Raw genomic sequence first — 12475 nt, 5'->3', positions numbered from 1 at the left:
TGGGCAAAGGCCGGTCGTTCTGATCCCAAGCCCCGGCCGGGCTGTCCGAAACGGTCCCGTTGCTGTCAACGATTGCGCCCGGTGCCCGAGACTCAGCGGTTTACGAAGCAGGGGTACGCATCGACTCGCCCATCGAGCCGCTGCACCAGGAGCCGGTCGCCTGCACGCCAGATCGTCTCACCCGGATGTACGAGAACCGGTTGATCCGGCACGAGGTAGCCCCAACGATCAATCAGCGTGAGGCGATCGGCCTGCTCGTGCAACGCGCGGCCCTTCCTCTTGGCCCTACTCATGCTCAGGAGCATCGGCCAGGCGGTAGACAAACTGCAACGGATTGCCGCGAGCTACCCGCGTTGCTGATGCCGTCGGGCCTGCTCCTCATCGGGGTGGTGACGGCGGCTCGGGTGGACGTTTCTTGACGCGGATCGCGTCGGAGGTGGCGATGCCGGTGAGGACGACAGGTGCGGTGATCGCGAACGCCAGTGGCGGTAGCAGGATCATCGCTGGCGAAGTGACTACGAGCGCCGGCACCCCGATCAGCCGAGAGCGCGACACCGCGCGAGTACGGCGTACTCGAAAAGGGCGCGTCCTACGAGGAACAGGATCGGACCGCCGCTAATGACCGCGACCCATGCCGTGTCGGTGTGCCCTGAGGGATGCGCGATGACAAGCTTTCGCGCGTCGCCCGCTGGTCCTTCGTCGCGTCCGGCTCACCGTTTGCCGGCAACGCAGCAGCCTCGTTGGAGAAATGCTGCAAATGCGCGCCGGCCCGCGGCCGCTTTGGCCCATGTGGCCCGGGCTCAAGCCGGGCCGGGCATGTGGCGGGTCCGACCCTGCCCTGGAAGAAGGCGGAGGACGGATCGTGGCCGGAGAAGACTCTGTCGCGGAAGATGTCGCGCGCGGAGCTGGATGAGCGGTCGCGGCGGCACAGCGAGGAGTACGGCGACCAGAGCTGACAGACGCACGCTGGGTCCCGGACCGTTGGCGGTCCGGGCCTCAGCCGCGTTCTATCCGCGCCGTGCGGCCCCCGCGACCGCACCGGGGAGCACGCCCGCCCCACGCGATCGCCGATACTGGTCACCTCTCGGTGGGCGGGTTCTGCGGGCCGACGATCCATGCGATCTGGGCGCGCCGGCCTTCATGCTCGATCCAGAACTTCGGCAGAGGCCCTTGGTCCAGGTGTCTGCCCTCGGCGGCCGCGAGGGCGTGAACCTCGTTCAGGACGGTGTCGGGGATGACGATGATGTTGTCGAAGCCCTCGACCCGCTGCGCTTCGTTGGTGTCCCAGGCCTCGTAGGCCGCCTGCATCAACGCGTACTGGATGTCGGTCTCCACTGGTCGCCGTTCCCGGGTTGGCGTTGAGGGTGGTGCAGCAGGCATTCCCTCAGGGTCGCCCGTGCCCGGAACTTCGCTGCGAGGTAGGCGTGCAGGAGCCGGGCATGGGCCGAACAGCCGATCCGCTCTGTCGTCCAGCGTGCATGCTGCGGGCCGCGCGACCGACCGTCCCCGGCCAAACAGGTGACCGTCGCGGATTGACGACTGATAGTAGTGATCCTCGCGTTGTGCCTGGTCTGGGCGGTCGTTGATCCAGTCGGACTGCCCAGGTCCCGCCGGCGAGCGGGAACCGACACTCAGCCAAGGAGTTCTATGCGCACGCTCAAGATTGTCGGCGCCGCGGTCGGCGCGTTCGTTCTCTCGTCCCTGGCTCTGGCCGGTCCCGCTCAGGCCGCGCCCAGTGATGCGGTGTGGACGGCCAACGGTGACTCGTCGATCACCAGCAAGCACTCCGTCACCCTGGTCGGCAACAACACGTCGGTCGAGGCCGCGAACCTCGGCGTTGACGTCGAGGCCGGCGACGAGGTCCGCTTCTCCATCGCGCTGTCCGACGGGGCGGCGTGCAGCGGCGGCGCGCCCCGTGTCTTCGTGGTCGTGAACGGCACCAACACCAACTCGTGGGACCAGAACATCACCGCCGGCACACAGTGCGGCGAGGAAGGCACGATCACGTTCAAGATTCCGGCGGCCGGGACCATCGGGCAGGCCGGCGTGGTGTACGACAACGTCGCCGCCCCCGGCACGGTTGTGGTGTCGGACCTGCGGATCTCCGACGAGCTGGTCGACTTCCAGGCGGTCGGGCCGGGCGCCGAACCAACGAAGACGCCGACCACCCCGCCGACCAGCCAGCCCGAGCAGCCGCGCGACTGCGAGGCGTACGTCTACACCGGCACTGAGCAGAACCTGTGCGCCGACTTCCCCAACCCTCCCGGCACGGTTAACTGCTCTGACGTGAAGTACCGGGTCACGTTGGTGGACGTGAACAACGACCCGTGGGGCCTGGACGGCACCAGGGGCACGCCGGGGATTGGCTGCGAGTCCAACCCCCTCAAGCCGAACACCGCCCCGCCGACCACCAGCCCCGCGCCGGGCGCGGGCGGCGGCCTTCCCGTCACCGGTGTCAACGCCACTGCGCTCGGCGCCGTCGGTGTGATCGCGGTGCTGGCTGGCGTGGCGCTGGTGGTGGCGCGCCGCCGTCGGGTCCGCTTCGACGCCTGACCTTCACCGGAACGCCCCCGCTGCCGTGAGGTGGTGGGGGCGTTCGTGTTTGCCGGACCCGGCTACTGGGTCGGTGCGGCCCCCGCGACCGCACCGAGGACGGCGGGGCGCGGCCAGATGTGGGCGACGCTCTCCACCGCCCCGGGCATCCCACACGGGCAGCCCTCGCCCTCGACGAGGCCGACGCCGGCGCAGAGCCGGTTGGTGGCGCAGACGACGGTCCAGGACGGCACAGGGCCCGCGGTCTGGACGTAGAGCTGCCGTTCGCCGCACTCACTGACTCCGGCAAGGGCACGGCGATCCGGGCCTCGGTCGAGCCGCGCATCCTGAACGGCGCCGTTGCGTTGTGGGATTGGAAGACGCGTTAAGCCCATTGCCGGGTGGGCGGTCAGATCGCTTGGGCGAGTTCGCCAACGCCGCTGCGACCCGCAGAGCGGGCGGTGTGTCGAGCAACGGCGGCACGTCGTACACCGAATGTCGCCGGCCCGGCTCGTACCAGCCGCCCAGCCGTTAGCCCACACGGACCGCCCCGGACGAGCGGCCGAGCCCGGGATTGAGTCGGCGAAGTTGTCGTTGGTCGGCGGCAGTATCTCTTTGACGGAGAACCAGAGCGAATTGCCCCCGTCGCGGCCGTTGCCGCAGCATTGTCGTGGCTGCCACGAACCATCAGTCGATCCTTGACCATGCGCTGTCCGCCTCTGCAGGTGTCGCGGCCTACCGGCGCCACGGCACCCATCGCCGATGCTGACCGCCGTCGTCGAGCGGCAGGACAACCGTTACCACCGTGCCGGCCCCCGGCGCGCTGGTGACGGAGAGCGTGCCCCGGACCTCCCGGACCGCCTCGCCGAGAAGCCGCATTCCGAGGTGATCTGGCTGGGGCGGATTGGTCGTGTCGAAGCCGACGCCGTTGTCGTCAACGGTCAACCGCACCTGATCGCCGGAGGTCTCGACCGTGAGGTCGATCCGGTCGGCGTGGGCGTGCTTGTCTATGTTGCGCAGCGCTTCGCGGGCGCTGCGGTAGAGCAGTTGGCGGACGTTGACCGGCAGCTCGGACGTCTCGACGACCCGCACGTGGCAGACCTTGCCCGCCGCGCGCATCGGTTCCGCCAGCTCGTCCAGAGCGGTCGGGAGTCCGGTGACGGACAGGTCTGGCGGATGGATGTCGACCATAGCCCGCCGCAGCGCCCGTACATCCCGTTGCACGGTGGCGGAGAGCCGACGGACGGTCTCCCGGAGCCGCTCGCCCCCACCGGACAGGTGCAGCTCCACCGCCCCCAGGGAGTAGCCCACCCCCGCCAGGTCCTGGATGACCTCGTCGTGCAGGTCGCGGGCGATCCTTCGCCGTTCCAGCTCGGATGCCGCGATGGCGCGCTCCAGCAGACGGCCCCGTTCGCGATGGGCTTGGTCCAGCCGGCGGGCGAGCGCCAGCGCCAGCGGAAGCTGGAACAGCTGCAGGACGACAATGGCCAGCAGCGCCAGCGGCGCGAGCCGCCAACCGACGTACCGCGCGTCGTCCTCCAGCCGGTCCGCCGGGAAGGACGCCTCGAACAACACCGGCTCCCCGTCGGTCCCCGACAGGCTCAGGTAGACCTCAACCAACCGCTCGACCTGTTGTTCGTACTCGTGCTCGGCCCGGTCCAGCTCGCTGATCTCGGCCGTCACCCGGTTGGTCCCGGCGAGTGCACGGTCCTCGGCGGCGAGCTCGTAGCGGCGCCCGATCAGCTCCGCCTGGTCGGAATAGAGCACCCGTCCGTCGAAACTCCACACCTTGACCCGGACCACCGAGCCGTCCCGCATCCGGGCCCGCACCGCCTCGTCGAGCGCCCGCAGCGCCATTGGATCTCCGGCCCGCAGCCTCGGCGCAGTGGGGCGAGATCAGCCACTCGGCCATACCACGCGCGCTGTGCTCGGCGAAGTGCACCGCCTGTTCCCGAGCCAGATGGACGCTCGCCAGGGACACTGCGACCGCTACCCCGATGATGGCCAGCGCGTTGAGGCAGAGGAAGTAGCGGACCGCCCGACGGAGTTCGGGACGCGGCGTGGATCGGCGCACAGCGCGGCGCACGATCAGGAAACCGCGGAGAGCGGGGTACGGGCGGGCGTGTCGGCCAGCTCGGTCGCCTGGGTCAGCAGTTGCGCCAACCGCCGCGCCGAGGTGCCGGCGCCCTCGCCGACCGCGCGCAGGTCGCCCACCGCGGCGAGTTCGCGGGCCATGGCCCGGATGGCGGCCACCACCCCGTCCACGCAGCCGGCGGACACTTCCTGCCGGAGCAGGTCGAGGAAGAGGTGCCGCAGCTCCGCCGACGGCTCGACACCGAGCTCATGACTGAGCAGCCGCCGGCACTCGTCGTACGCCCGGAGCGCCGCGGCCCGGTCGCCGGCCGCCCGGTGGGCGGCGACCCGCAGGTACCAGCCGCGCTCCGCTAGCGGGTCCCACCGCAGGGCCCGCGCGGCGAACTCCAGCGCCACCGGGGCATCGCCGACGGCGAGGGTGTGAGCGGCGGCGCCGACCAACGCGTCGACGATTCGCTTGCGGTAACGCTCGCGGGCATCGACCGCCCAGTTGGCGAACGGCTCGTCGACCAGCAACGGCTCATTCGCCAACGTCAGGGCCGCGCGCCCCGGTGGCTCCCACGTGTGGCTCCCAGGCTGTCAATTTGGGAATCGCACAGATCGGGCTCTGGTACCGCGTTTCGCCGGGTCGGCACAGCCCCGGTTGGCCTGGTTCACTCTGAGGTCACACCAGCCTATGGCTCGTGGGTGGCCCGCCGGCTTGTGCAAACGGATCGGCAAGTGACTACTACACCCCCCAAGCCTTGCCAAACATGAGCGTTGGCAAAGAACATCGACCCATGGGCGGATGTGGTGATTGCCGGATGTGGACCGGTCGGAGCGGTGCTCGCCGCACTGCTCGGCGACCGTGGCATCCGCGTCGTCGTCGTGGACCCGGCGTCCGACGCCCGGTCTGGGCCGCACGCCCACCCGCGGGCGGCGGTCCTCGACTCGCACGTGCAGCGGATCCTCCGCCGCATTGACGGCCTAGACGACTGGGACGAGTGGGCGACGCCGTTGCGCCGTTCGCAACTGCTCGGGCCCGATCGCCGCCCGCTGCTGACGCTTCGCCTGGCGGATGGCGTCCCGGCTGGCGTCATGCTCGACCAGCCCCGCCTGGAGCGGGCACTACGCGACCGACTGGCGCGGATGCCCACGGTGCACCTCCACACCGGTCGGTCGGTGACGGCGCTCGAGCAGTCGGGCGACATCGTCGCCGTCACGCTCGACGACGGCTCGACGCTGACCGCCTCGTGGCTCGTCGGCTGCGACGGGGCGTCGAGCACCGTGCGGGGCCTCATCGGGGCCTCCTATGACGGCGTCAGCTACCCGGAGCCGTGGCTGGTGGTCGACGCCCGCACCGATGAGCCCAACACTGGCGAGCCGACGTTCTCCCACGTGCTCGACCCGGCCCGGCCGATGGTGACGTTCGAGCGACCGGGCGTTCGGAGGTGGGAGTGGATGCTGCTGCCCGACGAGGACCCGGTCGGCATGGTGGCGCGGATTGACGAGCTAATCCAGCCATGGGCGGATCCTGCGGCGCTGCGGGTCGAGCGGGCCGCGGTGTTCACGTTCCATGCCCGTACGGCCTCGGCATGGCGCCGCGGCCGCGTGCTGCTCGCCGGCGACGCCGCGCACTCGATGCCGCCGTTCACCGGTCAGGGCCTCGGCGCCGGCCTACGCGATGTCGCGACCCTGTCCTGGCTGCTGGCCGACGCGCCCGGCGACGTGGACCGCTACGAGCGCGAGCGGCGGCCGGCCGTGGCGCGGATGACCCGCACGGCGTTACTCACCGGCCGGGTCATGCTCGGCCGCAACCGTTTCACGGCAGCCGCGCTGCGCGGGTTGGTGCGGACCGCAGGGATGCTCCCAGGCCTCGACGCGCGCGTAGCCAGGGCAGCCGCAGCGCCTGAGCGCCTCCCCGACGGCACCCGGCAGCTGCCCGATGCCCCGCTCGTCGTTGACGGCCGGCGCACCAACCTCGACGCGCTGCTGGGCAACCGGTGGGGCGTTATCTGCGGCAAGGCCGGCAGCCTCGACCCCGGCACCAGGGCGTGGCTCACCACGCACGGCGCCGTCTTCGCCGACGTGGATAGGTTTGCAAAAGGGCAAGCGACGATCGTGCGCCCCGACCGCTTCATCACGACCACCGTCCCGTTCGCCTGAGGGGCATCGTCACCTCAGGTCGGAGTCCTGCGGGCCGTCGAGGACGGCGACGAAACCGTACGCCGGGCAGATCGTCCGCCGCCCATGACCGTGACTATGAACCACGATGCTCGGCTATTTCATCCTCGGACCGGGCGAGCAGCCACAGATCGCCTCCTTCGAGGGCTGACGATGCCGCTCGTCGCGCACGAGCCGTCAGGTGGACCAACAGGTCGTCTCCCTGAGTGAGCGTTGCCGCCAGGTAGTAGCTGGTCACCGCTACGACGAGCAGGACGGCGGCGCCCAGAGCCGGGCGCACCCAGCCCGATCGGACCCGGCACCCGAAGGCGAAGGCGGCAACTGCCCACGTGGCCGTGGAGTTGCCGAGTTAGGCAAAGGGGTACGGCACCAACTTCATTCACAAGAAGTCGAGGAAGCCGAGGAGCAGGAAACCTCCCACCACGGCGGTGAGCGCCAATGGTCGACGATCAGGTCGCATGGTGGGCAGCAAGCATATTGAGTATGCCCCACGACGATTGTCAGTCCCTTGGCGCAGCCAGGCGACAGTGCCAGCGCTGCTCGCAGTTGCATCAGCGCCTCTGGGTCATGCTGGTCAGCGAGGACCGGACGACGGTTGCGCCGCTTGCGAGTTGGTTCACCCGGCCCGGTTGAGTCGATGACCTGGACGCGAGTCGTGCTGTCCAAGGTCTCGGCCACTTCAGCAAGAAGATCGCTGATCACGCTCGTCATTCTTGTCGCACGGTGACGCGACAGCCACCAGAAGCCAACGAACCTTCGGATCATCGATGGTTTGCGAGGACACCGAGCATCGTGCGGTGGCCGTGAGCCACAGCCTAGACCTTGACCGATGGCGGGTCATTCTGGACGAAGCGGTGACGCGTGTCGCTGCCCGGTTCGCTCGGGCGGAGCCACGTGCGACAGCGGCGCAGTTTGTGGAAGGGCTGCTGTCGAACACAGAACGCAAGACCTGCTGGTCGTTGGCCGAACGGGCTGGTCACGCCGATCCGCAGGCGATGCAGCGGCTGCTGCGTACGGCCGTGTGGGACCCGGACGCCGTCCGCGATGACGTGCGTGACTGGCTGGTCGAGCAGCTCGGCCACCCCCGACGCGGTGCTAGTCACCGACGAGACGGTCATCGTCACGTCGACCGGGGCCACCGAGTCGGGGGTCTCCCTGATCCTGATGCCGGCGGAGCAGGCCGCTCAGGTCCGTTCGATGACCGACGGCGACCCGGCCACCTGGATGGTGACCGGGCCGCCGTCGTACAGGACGCGCGCTACGGGACGCGCGCTACGGCGCGCCCCGTGTACGCGCTACTGGAGCGGGTCGAGCGAGAAATCCGTCGTGACCGTCTTGCCCGCCTTGAGCTTGACCTTCGCCGTTTCAGGCACGTAGCCCTCGGCCGCGACGATCAGCGTGAGCGGGCTCACCCTCGAGTCGATCCAGTACTCGTACGTGCCGTCCTCCTCGGTGACCAGCGTCGTGTGGTACCCCTTGCCGCCGTTCACCTGGACGATGACCCCACCGAGCGGCTGGCCGCCGGCCTCGGTGACGGTGCCGGTGATCTTGCCCCACGACTTCGGGGCGGTGACGTTCATCGACACCGGCACCTCACCCACGTTATACGGCGTGTTGGTGCTGGCACCGATCGCGGCGGAGTACGCGCCCGGCTGGTCGACGTCGGCCGACATGGTCGCCTCCACCGTGACCGACTCGCCCGGCTCGAGCGTGACGGACGGGTTGTCGAAGGACACCCAGTCCGCCGGAGCGCCGCCCGTGCTACCCGTCACGTTCATCACGATGTGCATGCCCGGGAAGCCGATCGACGACGTGTCGGCCGGTTCGGAAATGCCGCAGTCCACCGAGGCGATGTACGACGGAGCCGTCTGGCCGGCGTTGTTCGAGCCGATGAAGAAGTAGCCATCCGCAGGGACGCTCACCTCGACCACCAGGGTGCCACCGGACGGAACCGCGCCCTCGACCGGGACCGTCACCAGAGTGCCGTTACCGGCCGGGACCGTGGCGTCGGCCGAGCCGATGAGCGTCATGTTGGCGTACCGCAGCTCGCCCTCGAGCGCGTAGAGGTTGACCGTGAGCGGCTGGCTCCCCTGGTTCACCTCCACCCCGAACGACACGCTCGACACGTCCAGGCCGTTGAGCCCGAAGTCGGCCAGCGTGAATGTCCGCAGGTACGAGTTGTTCCGGGTGGTGAGGCCGTTGTTGCACGACGCCGAGTTGCCGGTCATGATCGCCTGCGACGCGGAGTGCGTGATGGTGATCTCGTCGGCCGGGATCGGCGCCGCCTGAGGCGTCACCGTCTCGCCCTTGACGTTCGAACGCGACATCGACGAGCCGGCCGCCGACAGCTTCCCCTTCGGGGCCACCGACGCCGGGACGGTCGCCTTACCCTTCACCGCCGTGAGAGCACCCGTGGCGAGCGGCGCGAACTCGCCGCTGCGGGCTTCCAGCTCGACCGACGCCGGGGCGGTGCCCTCGTTGGTGATCGTGAGCTCCTCGGTGTGCGAACCGCCCATCGGCAGCTCGGCGTGCGTGTCGCCGTCCGAAGCGATGGTCACCATGCCCGCGGCCAGCGCGGCGTCGAACCTCACGGTGCTGTCCTCGGTAACCATGACCGAGCCGGTGGCAGCCTCATACTTCGGCGCCGTGATCTCGACCGAGTAGCCACCGGTGAGGACCGACGTCGAGTACGTGCCGTCCGCTCCAGTGGTCACGGTCTTGCTCTGGGCCTCGGAGGAGACCGCCACGGTCGCGCCGGAGATCGGCGTACCCGTGTTCCGGTCGGTCACCGTGCCGGCCACCGTGCCTCGTGGCGCGGAGTCGTAGTGGATCGACATTCCGGCATTGATCGTCGGGGTGTTGTAGGAGAACTGATGGGCGATGGTGCCGTTCTCGTTCTCGATACCCACCGTGGCCGAGCTGCCGGCCGCCGCTCCGCCCGAGTTCGCCCCGTAGCCGAGCTCGATCTCACCGTTCTCCAGGAGGGTCACGGAGAAGTTCGTCCGCTCGGCGCGGTTGGCGTAGAACGTGACGTTCCGGAACTCGAGGACGAACGCGTCCACGCCGTCGACCTGGGTGGCCGCGGTGTAGAGACCCGACGAGGCGTCGAAGTACAGGTCGTCCCACAGCCCGTAGATCGCCGCGTTGGGTTCGGAACTGTTCGGGATCGCGGTGTTGCTGTATGCGGTCGAGAGCCCGGCGAAGTTCACGTGGCCGTTGGTGGTCACGTACGCCGTCGTGTAGTCGCCCTCGTAGTACGGGAACGAGAACGGCAGCGGGACCGTGGTCGCCGCGTCGTCACCGGTCAGGTTCACCGGGGTGTCACCCGTGGCGGCCCCGTCGCTGCCGACCGTGCAGAAGTACCCGAAGTCGTCGTATCGACGGGCGATCTCGGCGGTGACCGTCTCGTCACCGTCGACGACGACCTCCTCCGAGAACACGCTCGTGCAGGTGCCGCCCTCGATCGAGATCGTGTAGGTGCCCTCGGGCACGTCGGCGAACGCGAACGCGCCGTTGGCGTCGGTGGTGACCGGGTCGATCGGTGCGGAGATGCTCACCGTGGTGCCGACGAACGGGTTGCCCGTGGCGACGTCCGTGACGGTGCCGGACACGGTGTGGCGTGGCGCGGCCTCGAGGTCGATGTCCACCGTGGTGGTCGCGTCGACGGTGACCGTGGCGCCGGTCGGGGCAGACGGCAGGTAGCCGAACGCCGAGGCCGAGACCTGGTAGTCGCCCACGGCGACGCGGACGGAGTACGTGCCGTCCGTGCCGGTGGTGACGGTACGGTCGTGCTCGCCGTCGACCGTCACGCGCGCCCCGCTGATCGGGTCGCCGTCGGTCTCGGTGACGGTGCCGGCAACGGTGCCCATGTCACCGATCGGCGCAGCGTCGATCAGCGCGGCCAGGTCGAGCGTGCCCTCGCCGTAGACGTTGTTGTTCTCGGCGGTGCCGCCGCACGAGGTGTCGTCGACGTTGTGGGCGGTCTGGTTCAGCAGTTCCCAGGTGCCCGGAATGTCGCCGATCAGTGCCGGTGCGGCGCTCCACAGTACGGCGACGGCGCCCGCGAGGTGCGGGGCGGCCATTGAGGTGCCGTTGTAGAGCGCGTACCCATCACCGGGGACCGAGGAGCGAACGGCCACGCCCGGGGCCGAGATGTTCGGCTTGATCCCGCCGCCCTCACCCGGACCGCGCGAGGAGAAGGACGCGATGCGGCCCGAGGAGTCGACCGCGCCCGTCGAGTAGTTCGTAGTGTTCGCGCCCGGCGAGGAGGTCGTCTGGCAACCGGGACCGCTGTTGCCCGCCGACCAGGCGCCGAAGATGCCGGCGGCAGCCCACGCGTCGGTGATGTCCTGGTACCAGTCGTCGATGGCCCCGGCGGCGACCGCGCCCCACGAGTTGTTGACGACGTGCGGCCGCATCGCCGGGTCGGCGTCGGTGCCGTCCGTGCGGGTCGGCGCGGTGATCCACTGACCGGACTCGAGCAGGTCGGCGTCCGAGCAGGTGTCGCAGCCGTTGGCCTCGATCCACTGCGCGTCGGGCGCGACACCGATCTGGTTGCCCTGGCCGTCGTCGCCCATCATGGTGCCCATGGTGTGGGTGCCGTGCCCGTTCACGTCGCACGGATTGCCGGCGCCGCACCGCCCGGAGGAGTCGAAGAAGTTGTAGTTGTTGACGATTGTCCCGTCGGGCTGCCGACCGCGGTAACCGTCGGCGAGCGCCGGATGGTCAAACTGGACGCCGGTGTCGACGCTCGACACGACGATGCCCTCGCCCGTGAAGCCCTGGGCCCAGACCTCAGGGGCGTTGATGAAGTCGAGGCCCCACTCGACCGTGGCCGGGGCGTTCGCCGGCGCCTTCTCGCGCTTGACCGGTTCGACGAGGTCAAACTTCGTGGTCTCGGTGATCTGGCTGACCTCGGACTGCGCGGCGAGCTCCTTGGCGAGCTCCAGCGTGCCGTCCTCGACGAGGATGCGGTTGCTGATCCAGAAGCTCTCGTAGTCGGCGTTGTTCGCCTCGAGCTGCTGGATCACGTCGGCCTGGGACGTCTTGGCCGTGCTGGTGAGCGCGTCGTAGACGTACTGGCCGCGCTTGCCCCAGTCGGCGTTGTTCGGCGCCGCGTCCAGGTTGGCCTTCGCCGACAGCTTCACCCAGAAGTCCGCCGAGTCGTGCGTGGTGAGCGTCTTCTCGACGGCCGAGGTGAGCTTGTCGGCCGGGTTGGCTGACGGTGCTGTGGTCGACGGCGCGGCGAACGCGGGTACTGCGCTCGCCATCGCTGTCGCGAGAACCGCGAAAGCCGCTGTCACGACTGACGCGCGTCTCACATGCCTGGTTCGTGTGTGCACGGAACCTCCATGTACTAGCGCGCCGCAGAGACAGGACGCGCACGACACCCCACGGTCGTGGGCTATAGACCAACATGGATGATGCGGCACAGGTGGGTCTACCCGGCGGCATGGGCAACTCGGGAGCACTCCGGTCAACTCGCGGCTAACTGATGGTCAGCGCGTCATAACCATGCGACGTTTCCGGGTCCTCGTCCCAAACCCACGAAATGGCGGGTTCTCCGACATGGCATGACTCCGACAGGGGCGACCGATGAGTAAGTCACGAGGCTGCACGCACAGCACATATCGACTCCGGCCGTTGGATGCTCGGAAGCGGCCCGCCGGCAGGGAAGGACCACGTG

The 12475-nt window shown here is 69.3% G+C and carries 10 protein-coding genes and 2 pseudogenes; 4 read left to right on the top strand and 8 right to left on the bottom strand.

From position 1 onward, the window contains the following. Positions 1–92 precede the first annotated feature (92 nt). Entirely contained in the window at positions 93–293 is a 201-nt protein-coding gene (locus ACWD5O_RS29675) for a hypothetical protein (protein ID WP_354968457.1), read from the bottom strand. 363 nt (positions 294–656) lie between these two features. On the opposite strand from ACWD5O_RS29675, the gene ACWD5O_RS29670 reads away from it, so the two are divergent. Next, positions 657–956, top strand: coding sequence for a hypothetical protein (locus ACWD5O_RS29670; protein WP_450087320.1), 300 nt, complete (start codon positions 657–659; stop codon positions 954–956). A 121-nt stretch (positions 957–1077) separates the two neighbouring features. Here the strand turns inward: ACWD5O_RS29670 and ACWD5O_RS29665 are convergent, their stop codons facing one another. Next, positions 1078–1335: a hypothetical protein gene (locus ACWD5O_RS29665; RefSeq protein ID WP_354968455.1), complete on the bottom strand. Its 258-nt coding sequence runs from the start codon at positions 1333–1335 to the stop codon at positions 1078–1080. Positions 1336–1647: 312 nt separating this feature from the next. Between ACWD5O_RS29665 and ACWD5O_RS29660 the strand changes: the two genes are divergently transcribed. Continuing rightward, a complete protein-coding gene (locus ACWD5O_RS29660; protein ID WP_450087319.1) occupies positions 1648–2553 on the top strand; it encodes an LPXTG cell wall anchor domain-containing protein in 906 nt (301 codons plus the stop codon). Between the two features lie 62 nt (positions 2554–2615). Here ACWD5O_RS29660 and ACWD5O_RS29655 read toward each other — a convergent pair whose 3' ends face one another. The 3 genes from ACWD5O_RS29655 to ACWD5O_RS29645 all read right to left on the bottom strand — a co-directional run bounded on the left by ACWD5O_RS29655 (position 2616) and on the right by ACWD5O_RS29645 (position 5163). After that, positions 2616–2786: a hypothetical protein gene (locus ACWD5O_RS29655; protein ID WP_450087318.1), complete on the bottom strand. Its 171-nt coding sequence runs from the start codon at positions 2784–2786 to the stop codon at positions 2616–2618. A gap of 481 nt (positions 2787–3267) precedes the next feature. After that, entirely contained in the window at positions 3268–4389 is a 1122-nt protein-coding gene (locus ACWD5O_RS29650; protein WP_450087317.1) for a sensor histidine kinase, read from the bottom strand. A 231-nt stretch (positions 4390–4620) separates the two neighbouring features. Continuing rightward, on the bottom strand, positions 4621–5163 hold the full coding sequence (locus ACWD5O_RS29645) for an AfsR/SARP family transcriptional regulator (protein ID WP_450087341.1): 543 nt from the start codon (positions 5161–5163) through the stop codon (positions 4621–4623). A gap of 252 nt (positions 5164–5415) precedes the next feature. Here ACWD5O_RS29645 and ACWD5O_RS29640 point away from each other — a divergent pair, with 252 nt between their 5' ends. Then, positions 5416–6771, top strand: coding sequence for an FAD-dependent monooxygenase (locus tag ACWD5O_RS29640; RefSeq protein ID WP_450087340.1), 1356 nt, complete (start codon positions 5416–5418; stop codon positions 6769–6771). A 94-nt stretch (positions 6772–6865) separates the two neighbouring features. Here ACWD5O_RS29640 and ACWD5O_RS29635 read toward each other — a convergent pair. Together ACWD5O_RS29635 and ACWD5O_RS29630 are read right to left on the bottom strand one after the other, a co-directional pair. Then, positions 6866–7126, bottom strand: a pseudogene (locus ACWD5O_RS29635) (hypothetical protein); the annotation flags it as partial. Positions 7127–7164: 38 nt separating this feature from the next. Next, on the bottom strand, positions 7165–7491 hold the full coding sequence (locus tag ACWD5O_RS29630) for a hypothetical protein (RefSeq protein WP_450087316.1): 327 nt from the start codon (positions 7489–7491) through the stop codon (positions 7165–7167). 95 nt (positions 7492–7586) lie between these two features. Here ACWD5O_RS29630 and ACWD5O_RS29625 point away from each other — a divergent pair. Then, positions 7587–7902: pseudogene (locus ACWD5O_RS29625) on the top strand (transposase); the annotation flags it as partial. A gap of 182 nt (positions 7903–8084) precedes the next feature. Here ACWD5O_RS29625 and ACWD5O_RS29620 read toward each other — a convergent pair. Continuing rightward, a complete protein-coding gene (locus tag ACWD5O_RS29620) occupies positions 8085–12059 on the bottom strand; it encodes a carboxypeptidase regulatory-like domain-containing protein (protein WP_450087315.1) in 3975 nt (1324 codons plus the stop codon). Between the last annotated feature and the right edge of the window lie 416 nt (positions 12060–12475).

The sequence above is a fragment of the Micromonospora sp. NPDC005161 genome (assembly GCF_053599855.1).
The sequence above is the reverse complement of the archived record's forward strand: the minus strand, read 5'-3'. Positions and strand labels throughout refer to the sequence as shown.

Coding starts and splice junctions, on each gene's coding strand:
- ACWD5O_RS29675 (WP_354968457.1), bottom strand. CDS start 293: ATGAGTAGGGCCAAGAGGAAGGGCCGCGCGTTGCACGAGCAGGCCGAT.
- ACWD5O_RS29670 (WP_450087320.1), top strand. CDS start 657: ATGCGCGATGACAAGCTTTCGCGCGTCGCCCGCTGGTCCTTCGTCGCG.
- ACWD5O_RS29660 (WP_450087319.1), top strand. CDS start 1,648: ATGCGCACGCTCAAGATTGTCGGCGCCGCGGTCGGCGCGTTCGTTCTC.
- ACWD5O_RS29650 (WP_450087317.1), bottom strand. CDS start 4,389: ATGGCGCTGCGGGCGCTCGACGAGGCGGTGCGGGCCCGGATGCGGGAC.
- ACWD5O_RS29620 (WP_450087315.1), bottom strand. CDS start 12,059: ATGGCGAGCGCAGTACCCGCGTTCGCCGCGCCGTCGACCACAGCACCG.